General features: G+C 57.5%; 21 protein-coding genes. 11 read left to right on the forward strand and 10 right to left on the reverse strand.

The features are described 5' to 3' along the window. Positions 1 to 3: 3 nt before the first annotated feature. The 7 genes from Q0915_RS18340 to dnaK form a co-directional block, all read right to left on the reverse strand. Entirely contained in the window at positions 4 to 522 is a 519-nt protein-coding gene (locus Q0915_RS18340) for a GNAT family N-acetyltransferase (protein WP_299476670.1), read from the reverse strand. Between the two features lie 6 nt (positions 523 to 528). Further along, a complete protein-coding gene (hslV, locus tag Q0915_RS18345; protein ID WP_299476674.1) occupies positions 529 to 1,089 on the reverse strand; it encodes an ATP-dependent protease subunit HslV in 561 nt (186 codons plus the stop codon). 128 nt (positions 1,090 to 1,217) lie between these two features. Continuing rightward, the gene (locus Q0915_RS18350; protein ID WP_299476676.1) at positions 1,218 to 1,793 is read right to left on the reverse strand and encodes an NAD(P)H-dependent oxidoreductase; all 576 of its coding nucleotides are present in this window, start codon (positions 1,791 to 1,793) and stop codon (positions 1,218 to 1,220) included. Positions 1,794 to 1,923: 130 nt separating this feature from the next. Continuing rightward, a complete protein-coding gene (locus tag Q0915_RS18355; protein ID WP_299476678.1) occupies positions 1,924 to 3,060 on the reverse strand; it encodes a peptidoglycan-binding protein in 1,137 nt (378 codons plus the stop codon). 283 nt (positions 3,061 to 3,343) lie between these two features. Continuing rightward, positions 3,344 to 4,006: an rRNA adenine N-6-methyltransferase family protein gene (locus Q0915_RS18360; RefSeq protein ID WP_299476682.1), complete on the reverse strand. Its 663-nt coding sequence runs from the start codon at positions 4,004 to 4,006 to the stop codon at positions 3,344 to 3,346. An 81-nt stretch (positions 4,007 to 4,087) separates the two neighbouring features. Then, positions 4,088 to 5,215 (reverse strand): molecular chaperone DnaJ, encoded by a 1,128-nt coding sequence (gene dnaJ / locus Q0915_RS18365; RefSeq protein ID WP_299476685.1) that lies wholly within the window; start codon positions 5,213 to 5,215, stop codon positions 4,088 to 4,090. 164 nt (positions 5,216 to 5,379) lie between these two features. Next, the gene (gene dnaK, locus Q0915_RS18370; protein WP_299476688.1) at positions 5,380 to 7,302 is read right to left on the reverse strand and encodes a molecular chaperone DnaK; all 1,923 of its coding nucleotides are present in this window, start codon (positions 7,300 to 7,302) and stop codon (positions 5,380 to 5,382) included. A 338-nt stretch (positions 7,303 to 7,640) separates the two neighbouring features. On the opposite strand from dnaK, the gene Q0915_RS18375 reads away from it, so the two are divergent. Further along, a complete protein-coding gene (locus Q0915_RS18375; RefSeq protein ID WP_299476692.1) occupies positions 7,641 to 8,456 on the forward strand; it encodes a hypothetical protein in 816 nt (271 codons plus the stop codon). Between the two features lie 22 nt (positions 8,457 to 8,478). Beyond that, positions 8,479 to 9,105 carry an alpha-ketoglutarate-dependent dioxygenase AlkB gene (locus tag Q0915_RS18380; protein WP_299476696.1) on the forward strand — a complete coding sequence of 209 codons (627 nt, stop codon included), beginning with the start codon at positions 8,479 to 8,481 and terminating at the stop codon, positions 9,103 to 9,105. Positions 9,106 to 9,147: 42 nt separating this feature from the next. Here the strand turns inward: Q0915_RS18380 and Q0915_RS18385 are convergent, their stop codons facing one another. Then, positions 9,148 to 9,594: an MAPEG family protein gene (locus Q0915_RS18385; protein WP_299476699.1), complete on the reverse strand. Its 447-nt coding sequence runs from the start codon at positions 9,592 to 9,594 to the stop codon at positions 9,148 to 9,150. Positions 9,595 to 9,707: 113 nt separating this feature from the next. On the opposite strand from Q0915_RS18385, the gene Q0915_RS18390 reads away from it, so the two are divergent. Beyond that, positions 9,708 to 10,295 carry a TetR/AcrR family transcriptional regulator gene (locus Q0915_RS18390; RefSeq protein WP_299476702.1) on the forward strand — a complete coding sequence of 196 codons (588 nt, stop codon included), beginning with the start codon at positions 9,708 to 9,710 and terminating at the stop codon, positions 10,293 to 10,295. Positions 10,296 to 10,318: 23 nt separating this feature from the next. Here the strand turns inward: Q0915_RS18390 and ubiB are convergent, their stop codons facing one another. Beyond that, positions 10,319 to 11,899 carry a 2-polyprenylphenol 6-hydroxylase gene (gene ubiB, locus Q0915_RS18395; RefSeq protein WP_299476706.1) on the reverse strand — a complete coding sequence of 527 codons (1,581 nt, stop codon included), beginning with the start codon at positions 11,897 to 11,899 and terminating at the stop codon, positions 10,319 to 10,321. A gap of 3 nt (positions 11,900 to 11,902) precedes the next feature. After that, positions 11,903 to 12,652 (reverse strand): bifunctional demethylmenaquinone methyltransferase/2-methoxy-6-polyprenyl-1,4-benzoquinol methylase UbiE, encoded by a 750-nt coding sequence (ubiE, locus tag Q0915_RS18400; protein ID WP_299477096.1) that lies wholly within the window; start codon positions 12,650 to 12,652, stop codon positions 11,903 to 11,905. Positions 12,653 to 12,867: 215 nt separating this feature from the next. On the opposite strand from ubiE, the gene mutM reads away from it, so the two are divergent. The 8 genes from mutM to gyrB all read left to right on the forward strand — a co-directional run bounded on the left by mutM (position 12,868) and on the right by gyrB (position 22,861). After that, positions 12,868 to 13,761 carry a bifunctional DNA-formamidopyrimidine glycosylase/DNA-(apurinic or apyrimidinic site) lyase gene (gene mutM, locus Q0915_RS18405; protein WP_299476710.1) on the forward strand — a complete coding sequence of 298 codons (894 nt, stop codon included), beginning with the start codon at positions 12,868 to 12,870 and terminating at the stop codon, positions 13,759 to 13,761. Between the two features lie 110 nt (positions 13,762 to 13,871). Continuing rightward, entirely contained in the window at positions 13,872 to 14,645 is a 774-nt protein-coding gene (locus tag Q0915_RS18410) for an enoyl-CoA hydratase (protein WP_299476713.1), read from the forward strand. A 176-nt stretch (positions 14,646 to 14,821) separates the two neighbouring features. Next, positions 14,822 to 15,088, forward strand: coding sequence for a 30S ribosomal protein S20 (rpsT, locus tag Q0915_RS18415; protein ID WP_299476717.1), 267 nt, complete (start codon positions 14,822 to 14,824; stop codon positions 15,086 to 15,088). Between the two features lie 642 nt (positions 15,089 to 15,730). Beyond that, entirely contained in the window at positions 15,731 to 16,174 is a 444-nt protein-coding gene (locus Q0915_RS18420; RefSeq protein ID WP_299477098.1) for a rhodanese-like domain-containing protein, read from the forward strand. 152 nt (positions 16,175 to 16,326) lie between these two features. After that, the gene (dnaA, locus tag Q0915_RS18425; protein WP_299476721.1) at positions 16,327 to 17,802 is read left to right on the forward strand and encodes a chromosomal replication initiator protein DnaA; all 1,476 of its coding nucleotides are present in this window, start codon (positions 16,327 to 16,329) and stop codon (positions 17,800 to 17,802) included. Positions 17,803 to 17,970: 168 nt separating this feature from the next. Beyond that, positions 17,971 to 19,089: a DNA polymerase III subunit beta gene (gene dnaN, locus Q0915_RS18430; RefSeq protein ID WP_299476725.1), complete on the forward strand. Its 1,119-nt coding sequence runs from the start codon at positions 17,971 to 17,973 to the stop codon at positions 19,087 to 19,089. Between the two features lie 37 nt (positions 19,090 to 19,126). Continuing rightward, positions 19,127 to 20,275, forward strand: coding sequence for a DNA replication/repair protein RecF (gene recF, locus Q0915_RS18435; protein ID WP_299476729.1), 1,149 nt, complete (start codon positions 19,127 to 19,129; stop codon positions 20,273 to 20,275). Positions 20,276 to 20,407: 132 nt separating this feature from the next. Next, positions 20,408 to 22,861, forward strand: a complete 2,454-nt coding sequence (gyrB, locus tag Q0915_RS18440) for a DNA topoisomerase (ATP-hydrolyzing) subunit B (protein ID WP_299476733.1) — start codon at positions 20,408 to 20,410, stop codon at positions 22,859 to 22,861. Positions 22,862 to 23,082 lie beyond the last annotated feature (221 nt).

Raw genomic sequence — 23,082 nt, forward strand, 5'->3', positions numbered from 1 at the left:
TTCTTAAGACACACCTTCTGTATTCATGTGTTCCATAAGCAGACTGTCATCCGTCTTTCCGGCGAGCTCCGGCATCTCCCGGAACCCCGCGTTGCGGTAGGCCCTGACCGCCCTCGTGTTAACCGGGTCCGGATCGATGATGATCCGGTCATGGCCTTCCTGACGCAATTTGCGGACAAACATCTGCAAAACTCTGGTTCCAATTCCCTTTGACAGGTCTTCCTGGTCGGCAATCGACAGGTCCACCCCAACGGCATCGGCGGGCAGGAGGTCGAGCCAGGGGTAATCCTTGGCGAACTCCGTCCCCAGCTGGTCCTTTACGAACCAGACTTGTATGTAACCCTTGTCAACTCCATCGACCTGAAAGATGTAGGGAAGCGTGGTGTCGCGTCCCTCGATCATGTCGACTACATAGCGCACTTCCTCGTCCGGTTCGCCCCACCATTTGCGCCAATGCGGCCTTGCCATCCAATCGGAAAGCATCGGCACGTCTGCGTGTGTGAGGGGGCGAAACGTTATCATGACAGGCTATTCGACAGTTTCCAGCGATTCGACTGTGACACTCTCGTTCGTGTAGACGCAGATTTCAGCCGCGACGGCCATCGCCTTTCGGGCGACCGTTTCCGCATCATAGTCGGTTTCTGCCAAGGCCCGGCCGGCGGCAAGTGCATAGTTGCCGCCTGATCCGATGCCCATGACACCACCCTCGGGCTCAAGGACATCGCCTGTTCCGGTGAGCACGAGAGACACGTTCTTGTCCGCAACGAGCATCATCGCCTCGAGGCGTCGCAGATAACGGTCGGTTCGCCAGTCCTTGGCCAGCTCCACGCAGGCGCGCATCAGCTGACCCGGATACTGCTCCAGCTTCGCTTCCAGCCGCTCAAACAATGTAAACGCGTCCGCGGTCGCTCCAGCGAAACCTGCGATGACTTCGCCTTTGGCAAGCAGCCGCACTTTGCGGGCCGAGTGTTTGATCACGGTTTGGCCCAGAGAGACCTGGCCATCACCGGCAATGACAACTTTTCCGCCCTTGCGTACCATCATGATCGTCGTCCCGTGCCATTGGGCCGGTTCGCGCGTTTCGCTCATTCATTCCTCTTGGGTTTGTAGTGTGCCTGGTTTCATTAATGCTGCCGCCCTATGTAGGCGGCATTTCCGTCTTTTCCAAGCCGTCGGTCTGTTGTGGCGGATCAGCACCCTTTTCCGGGCTCCCGGTTTTATCGCGACATCTCGAGTTTCGACGCCCGAAGGAATGCGTCCACCAGCTTGTCGAGCTGACCGCTTAAGCGCTCTTCTGCGAGCTCATCTGTGTCATCGAAGGCGCTCGATGCCTTGGGAATGGTCACCATCTGCGGCACAACAATTGCCCCAAGGCCGACTTCCAGAATGGTCCGCATTCCGATAAGACCGCGCATCCCGCCGAATCCACCCGGTGACGCCGCCCCCAGGGCAAAAACCCGATGCCTGAAAGGTTCGCCCGGTTCTTTCACGCGGCTGATCCAGTCCAGCGTGTTTTTCAGCAACGGTGTAATGCCGGCATTGTATTCCGGACAGGCGAGAAAGATACCGTCATGGCCAACGAAGAGGCGTTGAAGTCGCTTGGCATTTTCCGGAACACCGTCGCTGTCCTCCAGATCGCCGTCATAAACCGGTAGGGGATAGTCGCGAAGCGAGAGGCGGGTTACGTCCGCATCGCGTATCGACAATCGCTTGGCTGCCAGGGCAGTCAGTTTTCCGTTGTGTGATCCGCTTCGCACAGAGCCGGAGCAAACGATTATTTTCGGATTGCGCATCAAAAGACCCTTTTCGGCAAATGGAGAGGCGAGGGTCTTATTGTTAAGGCAAAAAGAGGACGTTTATCCAGTCTGCCGCGTCTTGAAAACAAGGGCGTGCGCCGTTCGATAGCGCCCGCCCTTGCGAAGATCAGAAAATGCTTGCAATGAAGCCTGGAATGCACTTGACGGCGTACGACCAGTCATCCTTGCGCCACTTGGATATTTCGTATGCGGCGTCGCCAAGGTCTTCGCCCATTTCGGCAAAAACCCGCGTAGGGCCCTGCTTCATACGATCGACAAGCCTGCTAAATCGCGCCATGTCCAGGTCGCCGGTCTTGACAAAATGAATGCCCCCAAGAGCGAGCGTCGTCACGCTGTCGACGCCGGACGCGCCAAGACCGATCGGATCGCAGGCACGGATCACCTGAAACACCTTGCTGTTCTTGACCGACCCGGGTGCGATCGCTTCCACAAGGCTTTGCAGGCCCTCAACCATGCCAGCCCAGGGAATGGCCTTGCCCATGAAGTGTTTGTAGAGCTCGGACGTCCCATAAAGATAGTCGCCCTGCTCAAACTTGTCGGCAACTTCTATAAGAGTGATGACATGACCGGCGGCGCCCGCCTTGCTTCCAACCGTACCCAGGAACCGGCCGAACTTTGACGCCGGTGCGCCAATGGCATCAAGGGCACCGAACTGCCGTCCCTTCATTCCGGAAATCGCCTTCATGACGTCCCGTGCCTCGGAGACGGAGAAGCCCCACTTGCGCAGTTGAGACCAGGCCGCAATGACCTTGCGCGCATCTTCGGCACGTCCGATCGTGCCGAGAAACTTCTTCATATCAGGGATGCTTTTGTCGATCAGCTCACGCCTGAATTCGTCAAAGGCACCGCTGTCACCGATATTGGCAGCCTCTTTTGCCAGCAGTTTTTCTGCCGGTGTCAGGCGATCGTCGCGTGTTGTCTCGTTGGCAACAGTTGAAGGGTGGGCTTCCGGCGGAATACACATTCTCTGCCAGACCGATGCCGAGTTCGGATCATTGAGCGCATTGATGGTCCGGTTGGCCGGATCGACGCGGCCATCCGGAGAGCGCAGGCGGACAACGCTTGCCTGAAAATCCTTGATGGTTCCGATCGTCTTCGTTCCGACCTTGCCGTCGATAGCAAGTTCCTTGCGCGAGGCTCCCATCAGCGCATTCAAGCGCGTCTGAACCGTCTTTACGTCTAAAAATTCATTGTTGCCGAACCGGCCTACCGAGCCGGTAATTCCGATACTTGAATTGATCATTTTTAAAAAAACCTTGTCGTGACTAACAATTTCAAAATGCACGGTCAGGCTTATGTCTCAATTCGGGTGCTTTGACCTGTGACTTGCGTCACCGGAAAAACGATACTGTGCGTATTTGTCGCAAAGTGGTTCTGACAATCGGACCAGGTAGGCCGCAGAACCTCTTTACAGGCGCATGGCTTTACCAGCGCGGAAGACTGGCCTTCAGCGCAGGACGAGCGGAATTCAAGTGCCAATGACAATGTAAATGTATTCCAGGCGGTGCCGCCTGAAACGTCCGGACCTAATGGCCTTTGCGATAAACCCACACGCGCGCAGGTGGCAGATTTTTCCAGACCCAATCGGAGCTATAGACGGAGACCCCTTGGCTGTCGGGTTTGACCGGCATGACCAGTCCATAGGAAAACTGGATGAAGGGAGCGCCGGGTTTCAACAGGGCCAATGCCTCGTTCAGCAATGCCCTTCGGGCCGGCTCCGGCCGCGTCAACAACGGCAGCGATGACACCACGCCATCCAGAAGGCGTTCGCCTTCTTGCGCCTCGCTCAGAAATCCGCCTTGTTTGTGGAGCGTGCGCCCGAGCGCGTATGCATCTCCCCGCAAGACTGACAATCCAGGGTATCTCAAACTCAGGAGTTCGCAGAAGTCTGCGCTGTATTCAATGAGATTGAGGTGTTTATGTGCAAAGCCCCTCTCAAACAGTGCCTTTGTAACGACACCTGTGCCAGGACCAAGTTCAACAACGCGCGAGTGAGGGCGCGGCGCAAGAAACGACGCCATTTTCGCAGCAAGGTCCGGCCCCGAAGGGGCGACCGCGCCGGTACGGAGTGGATTTTGAGCCCAGGAGCGGATGAATTTCATTTCGTCCAGGACCTTGGTGCGCACAGCAGCTGCCTTGTCAATTTTCTCTCGAAAACGTTCGACATGAATACTGTTGCGTTTCAGCATGTTACCTCACTCTCCCCCAAGAGAATCGAATATAGGGGGGATTGTCAGGTATTGCTATATCAAGGCGCACAAATTGCGTGATCATGCACCCAGATTGTCGATGAAGTCCTTCACCTTGGAAAAGAAACCGGCCGATTCCGGGTGGTTTTCTCCGGAGGATTCCTTCTCGAATTCCGCGAGCAATTCTCTTTGACGGCGTGTCAGATTGGTCGGCGTTTCAACGGTGACCTGAATGTACATGTCCCCATGCTGGCTGGAGCGCATCACCGGCATTCCCTTGCCGCGCAAGCGGAACTGCTTACCGGTCTGCGTGCCATCGGGCACTTTCACGCGGCTGGTATTGCCCTGCACGGTTGGAACGTCGAACTGCCCGCCCAGCGTCGCGGTCGACATCGATATCGGCACGCGGCAATAGAGGTCAGCACCGTCACGCTGAAACAGGTCGTGCGGCTTGATGGTCAGAAAAATATAAAGATCGCCCGCGGGACCGCCGCGAACGCCGGCTTCACCTTCACCGGCCAGCCGAATGCGCGTACCGTCCTCGATACCCGCCGGGATGTTGACCGAAAGCGTGCGGTCCTGGGTCTTCCGGCCGGTGCCGCTGCAGCTTTCGCACGGATCGGAAATAACCTGGCCGCGCCCCTGACATGTTGGACAGGTTCGCTCCAGCGTAAAGAAACCCTGCGCTGCCCGCACGCGACCCGCCCCGCCGCAGGTACGGCAGGTTGTCGGGCTGGTGCCCGGTTTGGCTCCGGAACCGGAGCAGGTGTCGCAGGTGATGCTGGTCGGGACCTCGATTTCAACCGTCTTGCCGGTAAAGGCATCTTCCAGCGTGATGTCCAGATTATAGCGCAGATCGGCACCGCGCTCGCGGCCACCGGACCGGCGCCCGCCGCCCATGCCGAAAAATTCCTCGAAGATATCCGACATGGTGGACGAGAAATCATGCGCACCGGCACCCCCGCCGCCGCCAAATCCGCCATTTTCGAAAGCTGCATGACCGAACCTGTCATAGGCCGCGCGCTTCTGCCCGTCCTTCAACGTGTCATACGCTTCGTTGACTTCCTTAAATTTGGCTTCGGCTTCGGTATTACCCGGGTTTCTGTCTGGATGAAATTGCATCGCCATCTTGCGGTAAGCGCTCTTCAGCACTTTTTCGTCCGCATCGCGGGATACGCCCAGCACCTCATAGAAATCACGTTTGGACATCAAGATCTCTCGGTCTTGTTGTTGCGCCGCCGGCAGCCAGGATTTCTCCGGCGCCAAGGACGGCGAAAGCGCCGGACACTGGCTCCCCGTTCAACGGGCAATCAAGTGGCCGGCGCCAGACTTAAACAGCCAGCCGGAGGACCGGCTGGCTGCAGTTTCGTAGGTTATGCGGATTTCTTGTCGTCTTCGTCTTTGACTTCTTCAAAATCCGCATCGACGACATCGTCTTCGGCTTCAGATGCGGCCTCTTCGCCGCCTTCAGCTTCAGCCTCAGCATCGGCCTGGGCCGCCTGGTACATGGCTTCACCAAGCTTCATGGATGCTTCCGCAAGAGCCTGCGTCTTCGCCTTGATGTCTTCCAGATCTTCGCCTTCAAGCGCGGTTTTCAACTCGGCAAGAGCGCTTTCGATGGCAGACTTGTCGTCTTCTGAGACCTTGTCGCCATAGTCCTTGAGGGACTTCTCCGTGGAGTGGACCAGAGATTCACCCTGGTTCTTTGCTTCCACGAGCTCCTTGCGCTTCTTGTCCTCGTCCGCGTGAGACTCAGCATCCTTGATCATCTGATCGATGTCGTTGTCGCTGAGGCCGCCAGAGGCCTGGATCCGGATCTGCTGTTCCTTGCCGGTTCCCTTGTCCTTGGCAGACACGTTGACGATGCCGTTGGCGTCGATGTCAAAGGTGACTTCGATCTGCGGCACGCCGCGCGGTGCCGGCGGAAGGCCGACAAGGTCGAACTGACCAAGGACCTTGTTGTCCGCAGCCATTTCGCGCTCGCCCTGGAAAACCCTGATGGTCACAGCCGTCTGGTTGTCTTCGGCGGTAGAGAACACCTGGCCCTTCTTCGTCGGGATCGTCGTATTGCGATCGATCAGACGGGTGAAGACGCCGCCAAGTGTTTCGATGCCGAGAGACAGAGGTGTCACGTCGAGCAGGAGAACGTCCTTGACGTCGCCCTGCAGTACGCCGGCCTGGATCGCAGCACCCATGGCCACGACTTCGTCCGGGTTCACACCCTTGTGCGGCTCCTTGCCGAAGAAGGTCTTCACAGTTTCCTGGATCTTCGGCATGCGGGTCATGCCGCCGACCAGCACCACTTCGTCGATTTCACCGGCTGCCAGACCTGCGTCTTTCAGCGCCGCTTTCATCGGATTGCTGGTCCGCTTGACCAGATCCTCAACCAGCGACTCGAATTTCGCACGCGTCAGCTTGAGCGTCAGGTGCTTCGGACCGGATGCATCGGCCGTGATGAACGGCAGGTTGATTTCGGTCTGTGACGAAGAAGACAGCTCGATCTTCGCTTTTTCGGCAGCTTCCTTCAGACGCTGCAGAGCCAGCTTGTCGTTCTTCAGATCGATGCCCTGGTCTTTCTTGAACTCGGCAGCGAGATAGTCGACCAAGACCATGTCAAAGTCTTCACCACCCAGGAAGGTGTCACCGTTGGTGGACTTCACTTCGAAGACGCCGTCGCCGATTTCCAGGATGGACACGTCGAACGTACCACCACCAAGGTCATAGACCGCGATGGTCTTGCCGTCGTTCTTTTCAAGGCCGTAAGCGAGCGCTGCCGCGGTCGGCTCGTTGATGATGCGCAGAACTTCAAGACCTGCAATCTTGCCGGCGTCCTTGGTTGCCTGGCGCTGTGCGTCGTTGAAGTATGCCGGAACGGTGATGACCGCCTGGGTCACTGTCTCACCGAGATAGCTCTCGGCGGTTTCCTTCATTTTCTGAAGGATGAACGCTGACACCTGTGAAGGGGAGTATTTGTCGCCGTTGGCTTCAACCCAGGCATCGCCGTTGTCGGCTTTGACGATTTCGAACGGAACGAGCTTCTTGTCCTTGTCGACGGTCGGATCGTCGTAGCGGCGTCCGATGAGACGCTTGACCGCGAAGAGCGTGTTCGTGGGGTTGGTAACCGCCTGACGTTTCGCCGGCTGGCCGACAAGACGTTCGCCATCGTCGGAAAAAGCCACCATAGAAGGGGTGGTGCGGGCGCCTTCAGCGTTTTCAATTACTTTGGGATCCTTGCCGTCCATGACGGCGACGCACGAGTTGGTCGTGCCGAGGTCGATACCAATGACCTTTGCCATATGTGCCTCTCTTTCTAGCAAACCGGATAGACCCATGAAGGCGTCAGTCCGGCTCCTCTCACTTGGGTTCCGGGATGTCCCGGACATCGCGCCAGGGCATGGGCCCGGGATTTGGCGCGAAGCTTGACCGCTATATAGGTGGATGAAACTTTGCCTGCAAGACATCTGTCCACCGACAATGGTCCCTGTTGGTGGATAATTCCTCCAGATGGTTACTTCGCGTGCTCAGATGGCAATCAGGCAACTACATCCGTGAGTTCCGTCCCGGTTTGTAATTGGTTCAGCCTTTCGCCCTAAGGTCGCGGTGAAGACCCCTTACCGCACCCGAGGAGGCCGCCGTGCAAGACCCTGAGCTGTGGAAACGCATCAGCGAATGTCACCCCGACGATGTGGAAGCCGATTTTCCGTTCTCAAGGCGCCTTGCACGGGACAACGGCTGGAGCCACGACTTTGCCCTGAGCGTGATTACGGAATATCAGCGCTTTGCTTATCTCAGCCGGATGAAGTCCGGCATGGTGACGCCGAGTGACGAGGTTGATCAGGCCTGGCACCTGCACCTGACATATACGCGTCATTACTGGGGCGTGTTCAAAGACGCGCTGGGCGGCGCTCTGCACCATATGCCGACCAAGGGTGGCGCCGGACAGGCCGCTCTCTTCCGGGAGGCCTACCAGAAGACGCTCGATCTTTACGAAACCGAATTCGGCGCCCGGCCGCCCGAAGACACCTGGCCCTCACCGGATGTGCGCTTCGGCAGGGCCCCGCATTTTCAGCGGATCAATACGAAAGACGTCTGGGTCGTTCCGAAGCCTGCCTGGCCCAAACCCTTGATACGCGCGTGGACCTCGCTTAAGGCCGTTCCCGCAAAGGTTTACGGCGGCCTCCTCGGCTTTACAGCGCTCTTGTTCGGAACCGGACTTGCGTTCGCCCATGGCGAGCCTTCCGGTGACACGCTGGTCGAAAAACTCCGCAACATGGTGTGGCACTGGGCAAGCGAGCACACACTCTGGTTCGTTTTCGGGATTGTCGTTGCCGTCTTGATCCTCAAAGCCATGATGCAAAAGGCTTCCGGCAATGCCTCCGGCTGCGGTTCAACATGCGGCAGCGATGGTGGCGGCGGAGGTGGTTCAGGCTGCGGGGGCTGCGGCGACTGATCCGACCCTATATAAAGAGCGAATGCAGGATACTTCGATCAACGGCCTGACGGGCCTTGCCTATCTGCCCGAGTATTTCGACCGCGAGCGACAAGCCTCGCTCCTAGAAGACATTCGAGGCGTTGTTGAAACCGCGCCGCTTTATCACCCTGTCATGCCGAAGACCGGCAAACCGTTTTCCGTCAGGATGAGCAATTGCGGCCCGCTTGGCTGGGTCTCGGATATCAACGGCTACCGCTATCAATCCGCGCACCCGGACACCGGAGAAGCCTGGCCTGACATACCACCGGTTCTGATGTCACTTTGGCGCGATCTAGCGCCAGAGGCGCCGCTGCCCGAAGCCTGTCTGATCAACTATTATGAAACAGGTGCAAAGATGGGGCTTCACCAGGACCGGGACGAAGAGACCTTCGACGCTCCGGTTGTTTCCGTCTCTCTCGGCGATACCGCCACGTTCCGGGTTGGCGGCCTCAAGCGGAGCGACCCGACCAAATCCTTCCGGCTTCAATCGGGAGATGTCGTGGTTTTGGGGGGAGATGCCCGCCTTGCCTATCACGGCATCGACCGCGTCCTGAAGGGAACCTCCACGCTCTTGAAGAACAGCGGGCGCATCAATCTCACGCTCCGACGGGTGACACAGCCCGACTAGCTTTTTCGAGCAGTCATTCGCTGACGCTTGTCGCGGCGATCGTCAAACCCAAACCAGTTTAATCAGAGCGGCAACGGCTATGACGATGTTTGCCAAAAGGCAGACAACAAAAGCCATCGTGCGCGGTCCCCCGGCAACTTTGCCAAAGCCACTGTAGTAGAAACCCCAGAATAGAAGCCTGGCGAGAAGATAGACACCTGCAGCGACATTAATGGCAAACGGCGACGCACCGGCGACGATCGCGACGAGACAGGCGGCAAGGAAGGCCGGAAAGCTTTCAGCAGAGTTCTGATAAGTCCTGACAGCCCGAAAACTCAGTTTGGAATGATCGAACTTGAGCGGCATGCCAGGGGTTTGTTCCTCTTTTGCGAACGCAAGCGGCGCCGTCAAAAAGTTTTGAACCAGGACAACCAGCGACAGAAGGGCCAGCACAAGAAATGCAGGTTTGTAGGCGTTAATATACGGGATGGCTTCAAACAGATTTTCCATTTTTCGATCCGGCTTGTTTTGAAAAGATGCCCTTTCATGCCACTTTTCAATTTATGTTAAAGAACATTTTTTGAACCGGAGTAGCCTGTAGCCGCTACCAATTGGAGAGAGCGTTGCCCTACAGTTCCCAACACAAATCCAGAACCCGAAAGCGCATCGTGGAGTGCGCACGGATCCTGTTCAACCGGCATGGGTTCTCGGAAGTTTCGATTGACGAGATCATGGCAGAGGCCGGCCTGACGCGCGGCGGCTTCTATAATCATTTCAAAAACAAAGAAGAGCTCTACGCTGAAGCTGTCGCCTCGTTTTTGAACGGGCGCGGCAAAACCTGGCGGGACGAAGCCGGTGTCGATCCTGAAAACGGAGGATTGCAAACTGTTCACGACATGATTTCGAGCTATCTCTCTGACCAGCATCTCGGCGACCTTGAGGGCCAATGTCCGATGATCGCTTTGCCATCAGACGTCGCGCGTGCATCGCAGGAGGCGCGCCTTGCCTATGAATCCCTGCTACGGGCAATGATCTGGCTGTTCGAACACAACCTTCCTGAACAGCAGCACAAAAGAGACAAGGCCATCGGGCTGGCCGTTACGTGCGTTGGCGGGATGGTCCTGTCACGCACGATCAATGACAGCGCACTGGCCGATGAAATCCGCACGGTTTCGAAAGAAATCGCATTCAGCCAGCTTAGCGGCTCGTGACGCCCGGCCCGCCAGCAGACGGCTTATATTGCCAGATAGGTCAGAACCAGAGCACAGGCTGCAATCACCCAGAGCGCAATCCGTCCTGAGCGCGTGTGCCGGGCCTCCGCCTTGCCGATGGCTTCGGCGGTTTCCTTGTCGAAGCGCAATCCGTCGCGCGTCATCTTTTCCATCGCCGCTGACATGTGGCCAATCCTGTCGGCAAAAATCGGCAGATCGTTCGCGGCTTTGGTCAGGGCCGAGACCACATCACCAGCATCGCGCAATTTGCCAACCGGTCCGAGATGTTCCTTGATCCAGCTGCCGACAACCGGTTCGGCGGTCCGCCACATGTCCAGATTGGGATTGAGCGAGCGCGCAACGCCTTCCACCACGACCATGGTCTTCTGCAGCATGATCAGCTGGGTTTGCGTTCGCATTTCAAAGAGTTCGGTCACTTCGAAAAGTTGAGTGAGCAGCCGCGCCATTGAGATTTCACTGGCATCATGGCCGTGGATCGGCTCGCCAATAGCCCGGATCGCCTGGGCAAACATCTCGACATCCTGGTCCGGCGGGACGTAACCGGCTTCGAAATGCACTTCGGCGACGCGCCTGTAGTCACGCGTAATGAACCCGAACAGAATCTCGGCGAGGAACCTGCGCTCCCGCTTGTTCAGACGGCCTGTAATGCCGAAGTCGACGGCAACAAGCGTTCCATCCTGCTGAACGAACAGGTTGCCCTGGTGCATGTCGGCGTGAAAGAAACCGTCCCGCAGCGTGTGGCGCAGAAAACTTTGGATGACGGCCGCACCCAGTTCCTCAAGATCCAGGCCATCCTCGATCAGGCCCTCGACATCCGACATCTTGCGGCCGTCGACCCACTCCATGGTCAGGACACCTTTTGCCGTGTGCAGCCACTCGACCGCCGGAACACTGAAACCGGGGTCATCGGCGGTGTTTTCAGCCATTTCGGAAAGTGCGGCCGCCTCGAGCCGAAAATCCATCTCGATGGCGACCGATTGCGCCAGCGTGTCCACGATTGCAACGGGCCGCAGCCTGCGGGATGGCGCATGGAACCGTTCGGCCAATCTGGCGACCAGGTAATAGCTTTCCAGATCGCGCTGAAACCGGCGCGCAACGCCGGGGCGCAGGACTTTTACAGCGACTTTTGTCTCAGTTCCGTCTTTTTGACGGATGATAGCGGGATGGACCTGCGCGATCGACGCGGCGGCAACCGCTTCGCCGAAATCGGAAAAGATCTCGTCCACCGGACGCCCGAGTTGCTCGGAAACAGCCACTCTGGCCGCTTCATGTTCAAATGCCGGCAGACGGTCCTGCAACGCCGACAATTCGCGTGCCGCTTCCTTGCCGACCACATCCGCCCTTGTGGCGAGAAACTGGCCAAGCTTGACGTAGGACGGGCCAAGCTTATTGAGCGCATCCGACAGGCGCAGCTCCGCGCTCTTGTCCCTGACCGCCCGGCGCTCCAGCAGGCGGGCCATTGCAATCCCGATGCGCGGGGCCGGCGGCAGGTCCGGCAGGGAGACAAGGCCGAATACGCCCTCGCGCGCCATGACGAAGCCTGCCCGCACCAGGCGGAAGAATGGCATTACCGGGACTGACATAAATCAGAATTTCCAACCAAAATGCAAAGCGGCGATGCCGCCGGAATAGTTGCGGTAGCCCACCCGTTCGAAGCCGGCTTCCCTGATCATTTCGGCAAAGCGCTCCTGACTTGGGAACTTGCGGATGGATTCCACCAGATACTGGTAAGGATCGGCGTCACCGGTCACCCATTTGCCCATCGGCGGGATCGCCCTGAAAGAAAACGCATCATAGATCTTGTCGAGAACAGGAATGTCCACTTCGGAAAACTCAAGGCAGAGAAAACGGCCGCCACGCTTCAAGACGCGGCGCGCTTCCGCCAGCGCCCTGGGAATGTTGGGCACATTGCGAATGCCGAACGCGATCGTATAAGCGTCGAAACTCTTGTCCGGGAACGGCAGCTCTTCCGCGTTGCCCTGCGAAAATGTAATCAGGTCCGACAGACCGGCCTTGGCGGCCCGGTCCCGGCCGACCGCAAGCATGGACTCGTTGATATCACAGACGATTGCCTCAACGGTTTCGCCCGAGCGGCGAACGGTCCGCGTCGCAATGTCACCCGTGCCACCGGCAACATCCAGAAGACGCCAGCCGGATGCGGTCGATTTCGGGGGCGCCAGATACGATACCATCGCGTCTTTCCACACCCTGTGGAAACCACCCGACATCAGGTCGTTCATCAGGTCATAACGATCGGCAACCTTATGAAAAACGTCGTCCACCAGCGACTGTTTCTGCCCCTCCGCGACTTTTGAATACCCGAAACTGGTCGGCATATCCTCCGGTGCACGGCTTGAGCTGCCCGAATGGCCCTGAGACTGTTGCGTCATGAATGCGCCTCCTGGCGGATACTTGTCTTAAATTCACTGCAAATCGCGCCGGACAATAGTACAAGCACTGAGCAAGCGCTATCTTTCCAGACGCGAAAAGCCATATGACGCAGGCCTATAGCGCGCAAGCGATGAGGAAACCAGTGCGGAGCGGATTGTAAATGCCTGAATTGCCGGAAGTTGAGACGGTCAAAAGGGGACTGGCGCCAACACTTGAAGGCGCAAACATCGTCTCCGTCGATCAAAACCGTGCGGATCTCCGGTTTCCCTTTCCGAGCGGATTCGCAAACCGGCTTTCGGGAACGAGCGTCACATCTTTGTCGCGCCGGTCGAAATACCTGCTTGCCGACATCAACAACGGCGACGTTCTGATAATGCATCTTGGCATGTCAGGGTCGTTTCGGGTGGAAAACGACGTCTCAGCCACCACACCCGGCCAATTTACCCACGAGAGGGGAAAGGATCCGAAACACGATCACGTCGTGTTTCACCTGATGTCCCGGGACCAACACAGCGCGCGCATCATTTATAATGATCCACGCCGCTTCGGCTTCATGGACCTTGTTCCCCGTGCGCAGCTGGGCGAGCACCCATACTTCAAGGAGCTGGGCCTTGAGCCGCTCGGGAACGATCTGAGCGGTGAAAGCCTGGCACGTTTGTTTCGGGACCGCAAAACACCGCTTAAAGCCGCGCTTCTTAATCAGAAGCTCATCGCGGGGCTCGGCAATATATATGTCTGTGAAGCCCTTTGGCGCAGCGGTCTCAGCCCAATGCGCGCTGCCGGGACCCTGGTGACGAAGTCAGGCCGCCCGACAAAAAATGCCAACGAGCTCGCCTCCCATATCCGGCAAACGCTGCACGATGCCATCGACGCGGGCGGCTCCTCCTTGCGGGACCACGCTCAAACCGATGGAACCCTGGGTTATTTTCAGCATTCGTTTGCCGTATATGGTCGTGAAGGAGACGCTTGCCGGAAAGACGGATGCGGTGGAACTGTCGAGCGCACAGTGCAGTCCAACCGGTCGACCTTCCTGTGTGCGAAGTGCCAGTCGTAACTCACTCAAAGATTGCGACCTCCCCCTTTTGCCAACCTTGCCAGACCGGCATCGGGTCGGTTAGGCATGTGCGGTAAATTTGGCATGTCCTTGCATTGGGAGCAGGCGAAATGGGATACAAGAACATCCGTGTTGAAAAACGCGGCAAGGTCGGACTGGTCACGCTTGACAGGCCGAAGGCGTTGAACGCACTGAATTCGGAATTGATCGCCGAACTTGGCACTGCCCTGGACAGTTTCGACGAAGACGAGCGCATCGGCTGCGTCGTGATCACGGGATCGGAAAAAGCGTTTGCTGCGGGCGCCGACATCAAGGAAATGCATCCGCATGACTTTTCCTCCGCTTATCAGACGGATCTGATCACGCCTTTTGACCGGGTATCGCGCAACCGAAAGCCGATTATCGCAGCCGTTGCCGGCTATGCTCTGGGCGGCGGATGCGAACTGGCGATGCTGTGCGATTTCATCATTGCTGCCGACACCGCCAAATTCGGCCAACCCGAAATCACGCTCGGCGTCATCCCCGGTGCGGGCGGTACACAGCGGCTGACACGGTTTGTCGGCAAGTCGAAAGCCATGGAGATGGTGCTCACTGGCCGCATGATGGACGCAGAAGAAGCCGAACGCAGCGGACTCGTCAGCCGCATTGTTCCTGCCGACGATTTGCTCGAGGAAACGTTGAAGGCGGCGGAAAAAATCGCCGAATTCTCGTTGCCTGTGGTGATGATGGCCAAGGAAAGTGTCGACCGGGCCTACGAGACGACCCTGTCTGAGGGCGTGCGCTTTGAACGGCGGGTCTTCCAGGCGATGTTTGCGCTCGAAGACCAAAAGGAAGGGATGACCGCTTTTTCCGAAAAGCGCACACCACAGTTTCGCAACAAATAAACTTACTGGTATCAACGATAAAGCCGTTGACGACAGCCCCAAGCGCGATTATAAGCAGCGCCCAATCGGTGGCGGACTTCCGCCGCCTTTGTTTTTTGATCGGGTCTTGCCGCCTCTGCGCCTTGGTCCCGATCGCCACCGGACACTAGTCCCAATTACCGATCAGGATTGAGCCCATGGCCAACACACCATCGGCCAAGAAGGCGGCCCGTAAGATTGCCCGCCGGACGGCCACGAACAAAGCGCGCCGTAGCCGCGTACGCACATTCCTGCGCCAGGTTGAAGAAGCGATCGCTTCCGGCGACCAGGGCGCCGCTAGCGAAGCCTTCAAGGCAGCGCAGCCCGAGATCATGCGCGCTGCCTCCAAAGGCGTCATGCATGCCAATACGGCGTCTAGGAAGGTTTCCCGCCTCAATGCCCGCATCAAGGCACTCGGCGCATAATCACGGCGTCACAGGACCGTTAAAAAGACCCGGCAGAACTGCCGGGTTTTTTTTTAGCCGTGCAATTTTGTGGATGACCTGATTTGTCAACAGGCGCGGTCGATATCGTTAATTTTTACAGCCAAGACGCTGTCAGAAAAAGCCTAATAATTTCATATGTTTATATACATGTAGCGATCGGCATTCTAGATCGAACCGGATTCGGAACGAGTCAAGCTATTCGTTCTGAAAATTTTTTTAAATATGTCGTTTTTGAATTGTGACATTCAGTGAAAATGCAAAAAGTCATTGCCGCAAAAAGCATTTGCTGTCTCACCCACAGATCGCAAATTATCTCCACCGCAGGGGCAAAAACAGGACATATCGGAAAATAGTGAAAGACGCGGTTGCCCCCTTCAACTTCGTCTGTATATTAAGGGCACGGCTGGCGACGAAGACCAGCAAACAACTTGAAAACGGTGCTTGGGTCAAAAATGAATAAGTCTAAAATATCTAAAACTGAGCACGTGGCGGCAATATCACAGATTGGATACATGAACGTATTCGATCATAAGGGTATTTAGCTCCAACTTGGACTAATTCTCTATCCCGAAATTCTTGATATTACTTTTACTCGATAGCTATTAGCTATTGAAGGGGGCAATTGTGCGCAGTGAGGGTGGTTACGCTGGAAATGTCACGTCGCAGGAAGCTTTCGACAAGCTCTCCAATCAGCAAGATGCAACACTTGTCGACGTTCGTACGCAGGCCGAGTGGGCCTTCGTAGGCATTCCGGATCTGCGCCCGATCGGCAAAGAGCCCGTTCTGGTGGAATGGCAGGGTTTCCCGTCTTCCGGACCCAACCCCGAGTTTGCCGGCACAATATCCGACCATCTGATCAAAAAAGGACTTGACCAGAGCGCTCCGATATATTTTCTGTGCCGCTCCGGTGTCCGGAGCCAGGCTGCGGCCGTGGCGCTCACGCAAGTCGGACACACACACTGCTTTAACATCTCCGATGGTTTCGAAGGTCCGCTCGACGCGGACAGTCATCGCGGAACCCAGTCCGGGTGGAAGGCCGCCGGACTGCCTTGGATCCAAAGTTAGTTTAGCTGCCCTTAAAAAGGGTCAGGTGGCAGGAGAGCTCCCGCCGCCCAGATAATAACCGTCCCAAAAGGGACAAAATAAAGCTGCAAAAGCAGCAAGGCGTCGAAGATCGACTGTGGCGGACGGTCTTCATAGTACAGGAGGCAAATGACATGCAGGTTCAGGAGGCAGGTGGCTCTGAACATTGGAAGCGGGTAAAAAAGCAGCTTCGCGCGGAATTGGGCGATGATGTGTTTACCAGCTGGTTCGCGCGCGTTGACCTTGAGGAGCATCAGGACGGCACTGTGCGGTTGTCCGTTCCAACCCGTTTCCTTAAGCAGTGGATTCAAAACAACTACAACGACCAGCTCATGGGTTTGTGGCAGCGCGAGTGCGACAACGTGCACCGCATTGAGCTGACCGTTCGCGGTGCTATGCGCCCACGTCAGACCCCGGTCAGCCAGCCAAGTCTTGCTGCGCCCGGAGGTGTCAAGTCTTTGTCCACCGACGCTCGCTCGGATGCACTTGCCGATGCGACCCAGGTTACCCGCGCACAGGCGGCGACGGCGGCGCTCGGGCGGGGGGATTCCAATACGGACAGCACCCGAGACGTGCTGCAGGGTGCATCTCTCGATCCGAAATACACTTTCGAGACGTTTGTCGAGGGAGAATCGAACAATCTTGCGCTGGCTGCAGCCCGTCAGGTCGCAGCAGGTGGTTCAGTTACATTCAATCCGCTTTATCTGCACGCGGCCGTCGGGCTCGGCAAAACCCATCTGATGCAGGCAGTGGCGGCAAAAGCACGTGCCAACGGCCACAAGGTGCTCTACCTGACAGCCGAGCATTTCATGTACAAATTCGTGGCGGCGTTGAAATCGCAGTCCGCGCTTGCCTTCAAGGACACCTTGCGCACGATCGACCTCCTCCTGATCGATGACATGCAATTTCTGCACGGCAAGCAGGTTCAGCAGGAATTCTGCCATACACTGAATGCCCTCATAGATGGCGCTCGCCAGGTTATTGTCGCAGCCGACCGCGCCCCTTCGGATCTCGACACGCTTGACGACAGGGTTCGCTCGCGGCTCTCCGGGGGACTGGTCGTTGGCATCCAGGAACCCGATTTCACATTGCGCCGCAATATTCTGGAGTCACGCGTCGAGACAGCCCAAAAGTCTTATCCTCAGTTCGATGTTCCAGACGGCGTTCTGGACTATGTTGCACGCCATGTGGCGTCCTCAGGACGTGACCTGGAAGGTGCGCTGAACCGGCTGATTGCGCATAATCAGCTGACCAACCAGCCGATCACCCAGGAAATGGCCGAATTGACGCTGCGCGACCTGGTGCGCTCCAGCGAACCGCGCCGTGTCAAAATCGAAGACATTCAACGCGTTGTTTCCAAACACTACAACGTGACGAAGGCTGATCTCCTATCGGCCCGCCGTACACGGACGATCGTACGCCCACGTCAGATTGCGATGTATCTTGCAAAGGTCATGACACCGCGCTCACTGCCCGAAATCGGGCGCCGTTTCGGAAACAGGGACCACACAACCGTGCTTCATGCGGTTCGGAAAATCGAGGAAATGGCCCGCGCCGACTATGCCCTTGCCCAGGAGCTTGAACTGCTCAAACGCATGCTGGATGCCTGACGGCAAAATTGCACGATTTTCGATCTGAATTGGGGGCGTTCGCACAGAGCGCCCTCTTGCTTTTGACGCCGGTTAAGGGCAGTGTCTTCCCCCGCTCCCAAAGGGAGCCCAAATGTCCAAGCTGGTCAGGAATTTCGACCTGGCCCCCCACGAGTATGGAAGAAGCGTATGAAAGCGACCCTCGAGCGGACCGACCTACTCAAGTCCCTGACCCACGTTCACCGGGTGGTCGAACGGCGGAATACAATCCCCATCCTGTCGAACGTTCTTCTGCGCGCCGATGGCAGCGCCATCAACCTGAAGGCGACCGACCTCGACCTGGAAATCGTCGAAACCGTTCCGGCAATGATTGAAATGCCGGGCGCGACCACTGTGCCGGCGCATATGTTTTACGACATTGTGCGCAAGCTGCCGGAAGGCTCTCAGGTTGTGCTGGAGACAACCGGCGACAACTCGACCCTTGAGATCCGCGCAGGTCGCTCGAAATTCACAGTCCAGATGCTGCCGGAAACCGACTTTCCGGATCTCACAGCGGGCGACTTCAGCCATGGCTTCAGCCTGTCTGCTGCCGACGTCCGCAAACTCATCGACACAACGCAATTCGCAATCTCGACCGAAGAGACCCGCTATTACCTGAACGGCATCTATGTTCACACGGTCGACGCAGGTTCTGGCCAGCAATTCCGCGCCGTTGCGACCGACGGACATCGCCTTGCGCAGGCGGAAGTGTCTGCTCCGCAAGGTGCATCGGGGATGCCAGGCATCATTGTGCCGAGGAAAACGGTCGGCGAAATCCAGAAACTCCTGGAAGACCCGGACGCAAATGTTCAGATCGAACTCTCGGACACGAAAATCCGGATCACCACCGGGTCCGTTGTGCTTACTTCGAAGCTGATCGACGGTACGTTTCCCGATTACGGCCGGGTCATTCCGCAGGGCAACGACAAGGAAATGCGCGTCGACCGAGACGAGTTCAAGGAAGCGGTTGATCGCGTTTCGACGATCTCTTCAGAGCGCGGGCGCGCTGTAAAACTTTCTCTGAACGAGGGACGGATGGTGCTTACCGTCAACAATCCCGATTCAGGCAGCGCCACCGAGGAACTCGCCGTTGAATTTGACGCCGACCCGCTCGAAATCGGCTTCAACTCGCGCTATCTGCTCGACATAGCTAACCAGCTCAGCAGCGACACCGCTCTGTTCCGGCTGGCGGATTCAGGATCACCGACGCTCATCCAGGACAACACGGTCGACGATTGCCTGTTCGTTCTGATGCCGATGCGTGTCTGATCCCATGACGAGGGGCAAGTAAGGCAGGCGTTGCGCGATGAGTGAATTCCGGACAGCGCGACTTACGCGCCTGTCTTTGACCGATTTTCGCAATTACACGCATCTGATCATGCCCATCGCGGCAAACATGGTTGCTTTCGTCGGCGCAAACGGCGCCGGCAAGACCAATATCCTCGAAGCCATCTCGTTTTTGACCGCCGGACGCGGGCTCCGCCGCGCTGCCCTGGCAGATGCCGCCCGTTCCAGCGGAGACGGCAACTGGAGCGTCGCCGCAACTGTAATCCTGGACGGGCTGGAAACAAAAATCGGAACGGGTCTCGTTGCCGGCGTCTCGGGCAGGAAAGTGCGGATCGACGGACAGGAAGTCCGCGGCTCTGACGCACTTCTCGATTACATGCGGGTTCTGTGGCTGGTGCCTGCAATGGACGGCCTGTTCACGGGATCCGGATCGGACCGCCGCCGGTTTCTGGACCGCCTGACCCTTGCGATTGATCCCGCGCATGGCCGCCGGGTCGCCGATTTCGAAAATGCCCTCAGGCAACGCAACCGGCTTCTCGATCAGGGGGGCGCAGACGCTTACCTGAGCGCGCTCGAACAACAGGTTGCCGAAGTCGGGACGGCCGTTTCGATTGCGCGCCAGGAAACGGTCGGGCTTTTGTCCCATACGATTGAGGACCAGGCAGCGCAGTCTCTGCCGTTTCCGCATGCTTCGCTAGCGCTCGAAGGTGCCTTTGAAACCGAAACGTCAGGTCTGAGCGCGACGGATCGGGAAGAACGCTATCGGCGCTTCTTGTCGGATGGGCGCGCGCGGGATCGTGCCGCCGGACGGACGCTGAGCGGTCCGCACCTGAGCGACCTGAAAGTGCGCCATGCTGCCAAGGACATGCCGGCTGCCCAGTCTTCAACCGGAGAGCAAAAGGCACTTTTGATCGGCCTTATCCTTGCCCATGCCGAATTGACCGCGAAAGTCAGCGGCATGACCCCGGTGCTGCTGCTCGACGAAGTCGCCGCGCATCTCGATCCGAACCGCCGGGCGGCCCTCTTTTCAAAGCTCGATTCACTTGGTGGACAGGTGTTCATGACGGGTACGGATGAAGCCCTTTTCGACGCCCTGCCACCGGCCGCCGAGATCATAAAGATTTCCGCAGGCGCAAGCCGGCAGATACGGCCCGCTCAAATCCCATAAATCCGCCTGAATCTTATGGTTTTCCACCAGAATCGCTTCGCTGGTCTCGCGACGGCCCGCCTGCGGTTGAACGCGCCGGTGAACCCCGTATAACGGGGTGAGAAAAGACAAACCGATTGGTGATTGATTCGCATGAGCGACACATCCACGTCAGAGCCTAATCCGACCCCGGAAACCGACAACGGCGCCGAATACGGGGCCGACTCCATCAAGGTGCTCAAAGGGCTCGATGCCGTGCGCAAGCGGCCTGGCATGTATATCGGAGACACCGATGACGGCTCGGGTCTGCATCACATGGTCTATGAGGTGGTCGACAACGCGATCGACGAGGCACTTGCCGGACACGCTGACCATGTAACCGTCACACTCAACCCCGACGGCTCGGTCACAGTTTCGGACAATGGCCGCGGGATCCCGACCGACATGCACTCCGAAGAAGGTGTCTCGGCCGCCGAGGTCATCATGACGCAGCTTCATGCTGGCGGAAAATTCGACCAGAACTCGTACAAGGTATCAGGCGGTCTGCACGGCGTGGGTGTCTCTGTTGTGAACGCGCTTTCCAACAGGCTCGACCTGCGGATCTGGCGCGACGACAAAGAGCACTTCATGACCTTCGCACATGGCGAAGCGCAAGGTGCACTCGAGGTTGTCGGTCCGGCACACGGCAAAAAGGGAACGGAGGTGACGTTCCAGCCATCTTCCGAGACCTTCAGCAAGATCGAGTTTGATTTCAACACGCTTGAGCACCGCTTGCGGGAACTTGCCTTTCTCAATTCCGGCGTACGCATCATTCTGACAGACAAGCGCGGCGTTGAGGATGTGGTCGAGGAGCTCTTCTATGACGGGGGGCTGGAAGCCTTCGTACGCTACCTTGATCGTGCCAAGCATCCGCTGATCGAAGAACCCATCACCATGAAAGCTGAAAAGGACGGCATCACCGTTGAAGCGGCGATGTGGTGGAACGACAGTTACCACGAACACGTTCTGTGCTTTACCAACAATATCCCGCAGCGCGACGGCGGCACGCACCTGGCGGGATTCCGTGCCGCGCTGACGCGGCAGGTCACCGGCTATGCTGAATCCACCGGCCTAATGAAAAAGGAAAAGGTATCGCTCTCCGGTGACGATTGCCGTGAGGGACTGACCTGCGTCCTGTCGGTGAAAGTGCCCGATCCGAAATTCTCGTCGCAGACAAAGGACAAGCTGGTTTCCTCGGAAGTCCGGCCTGTGGTCGAGAACCTGATATCGCAGAACCTCAATGACTGGCTGGAAGAAAATCCTGCGCCTGCGAAAACCATCGTTTCAAAAGTTGTCGAAGCCGCGTCTGCCCGCGAAGCCGCCCGCAAGGCGCGGGAACTGACACGGCGCAAGGGCGCGCTCGATATCGCCTCTTTGCCGGGCAAGCTTGCCGATTGCCAGGAGCGGGACGCATCCAAAGCCGAACTCTTCCTGGTGGAGGGCGATTCCGCCGGCGGCTCGGCCAAACAGGGCCGGCACAGGGAAAATCAGGCGGTTCTGCCGCTGCGCGGCAAGATCCTGAACGTCGAGCGTGCGCGCTTTGACAAGATGCTGTCTTCAAACGAGATCGGAACACTTATCACGGCGCTTGGCACCGGCATCGGCAAAGAAGAGTTCAATATCGAGAAACTGCGCTACCACAAGATCATCATCATGACGGATGCGGACGTGGATGGTGCTCATATCCGAACACTTCTTTTGACATTCTTCTTCCGGCAGATGCCTGACCTGATCGAAAACGGGTATGTCTATATTGCACAGCCGCCGCTTTACAAAGTGAAGCGGGGACAGTCGGAACAGTACCTGAAAGACCAGCAGGCGCTGGAGGACTATCTCATCGCGCAGGGACTCGACGAAACGTCGCTCACTCTCGCCAACGGCGAGGTCAGGATGGGACAAGACCTGCAAAACGTCGTGCAGACCTCCCGCAAGATCTCCGAAATTTTCGACGGACTGCATTCGCGTTATAACCGCGACGTTGTTGAACAGGCGGCAATCGCCGGTGCCCTGAACGCCGAGATCCTTGAAGACCGTTCCAAGGCGGAGGAAGCCGCGGCCTATATCGCCCGGCGCATGGACATTCTGGCCGATGAATTCGAACGGGGCTGGGCCGGCGAAGCCAGGGACGACGGCAGCCTCGTGTTCCGGCGCACGGTTCGCGGCGTGGAAGAAGTCGCAACCATTGATGCGGCACTGCTGGATTCCGCTGATGCCCGCCGGCTCGCAGCCCATGCGGACCACTTGAGCGAAGTCTACGGCAAGGCCGCGGTGCTTCGACGCAAGGATGTTCCGACCGAAATTCGCGGGCCCCGTGCGCTCCTGGATCATGTCTACACATTCGGCCAGAAGGGTATTTCGCTGCAGCGCTACAAGGGCCTCGGCGAGATGAACCCTGAGCAACTCTGGGAAACGACACTCGACCCCAATGTCCGGTCGCTGTTGCAGGTCAAGGTGAAGGAAGCAGACGATGCCGACGACATCTTCACAAAACTGATGGGTGACGAGGTCGAGCCGCGCCGCGAGTTCATTCAGGACAACGCGCTCACGGTGGCCAATCTTGACGTCTGATCCCTTGCAGGGAAGCGCATAGTGTTTCGCCGAGCGCATAAGATTTTGTGAAGCGATGGCTTGGCGTTAACCTACTTTCATAATTTTCAACAGCTTAGACGGAAACCAACATTCTGTCTGAGTTTTGGGACATGAGCCTCACCTCGTCCCGAAACGGATTTTCGGATTTCGAGTCGATCCGGAAAGTCGTACCCCACTGTTGATCAGAACATCTCATTGCT

This window comes from uncultured Roseibium sp. (assembly GCF_947494555.1).
GTDB lineage: Bacteria > Pseudomonadota > Alphaproteobacteria > Rhizobiales > Stappiaceae > Roseibium.

Coding starts and splice junctions, on each gene's coding strand:
- rpsT (WP_299476717.1), top strand. CDS start 14,822: ATGGCCAACACACCATCGGCCAAGAAGGCGGCCCGTAAGATTGCCCGC.
- Q0915_RS18410 (WP_299476713.1), top strand. CDS start 13,872: ATGGGATACAAGAACATCCGTGTTGAAAAACGCGGCAAGGTCGGACTG.
- dnaJ (WP_299476685.1), bottom strand. CDS start 5,215: ATGTCCAAACGTGATTTCTATGAGGTGCTGGGCGTATCCCGCGATGCG.
- Q0915_RS18360 (WP_299476682.1), bottom strand. CDS start 4,006: ATGCTGAAACGCAACAGTATTCATGTCGAACGTTTTCGAGAGAAAATT.
- Q0915_RS18380 (WP_299476696.1), top strand. CDS start 8,479: ATGCAGGATACTTCGATCAACGGCCTGACGGGCCTTGCCTATCTGCCC.
- recF (WP_299476729.1), top strand. CDS start 19,127: ATGAGTGAATTCCGGACAGCGCGACTTACGCGCCTGTCTTTGACCGAT.
- ubiE (WP_299477096.1), bottom strand. CDS start 12,652: ATGCCGACCAGTTTCGGGTATTCAAAAGTCGCGGAGGGGCAGAAACAG.
- Q0915_RS18340 (WP_299476670.1), bottom strand. CDS start 522: ATGATAACGTTTCGCCCCCTCACACACGCAGACGTGCCGATGCTTTCC.
- dnaK (WP_299476688.1), bottom strand. CDS start 7,302: ATGGCAAAGGTCATTGGTATCGACCTCGGCACGACCAACTCGTGCGTC.
- mutM (WP_299476710.1), top strand. CDS start 12,868: ATGCCTGAATTGCCGGAAGTTGAGACGGTCAAAAGGGGACTGGCGCCA.
- gyrB (WP_299476733.1), top strand. CDS start 20,408: ATGAGCGACACATCCACGTCAGAGCCTAATCCGACCCCGGAAACCGAC.
- dnaA (WP_299476721.1), top strand. CDS start 16,327: ATGCAGGTTCAGGAGGCAGGTGGCTCTGAACATTGGAAGCGGGTAAAA.
- dnaN (WP_299476725.1), top strand. CDS start 17,971: ATGAAAGCGACCCTCGAGCGGACCGACCTACTCAAGTCCCTGACCCAC.
- ubiB (WP_299476706.1), bottom strand. CDS start 11,899: ATGTCAGTCCCGGTAATGCCATTCTTCCGCCTGGTGCGGGCAGGCTTC.
- Q0915_RS18355 (WP_299476678.1), bottom strand. CDS start 3,060: ATGATCAATTCAAGTATCGGAATTACCGGCTCGGTAGGCCGGTTCGGC.
- hslV (WP_299476674.1), bottom strand. CDS start 1,089: ATGAGCGAAACGCGCGAACCGGCCCAATGGCACGGGACGACGATCATG.
- Q0915_RS18350 (WP_299476676.1), bottom strand. CDS start 1,793: ATGCGCAATCCGAAAATAATCGTTTGCTCCGGCTCTGTGCGAAGCGGA.
- Q0915_RS18385 (WP_299476699.1), bottom strand. CDS start 9,594: ATGGAAAATCTGTTTGAAGCCATCCCGTATATTAACGCCTACAAACCT.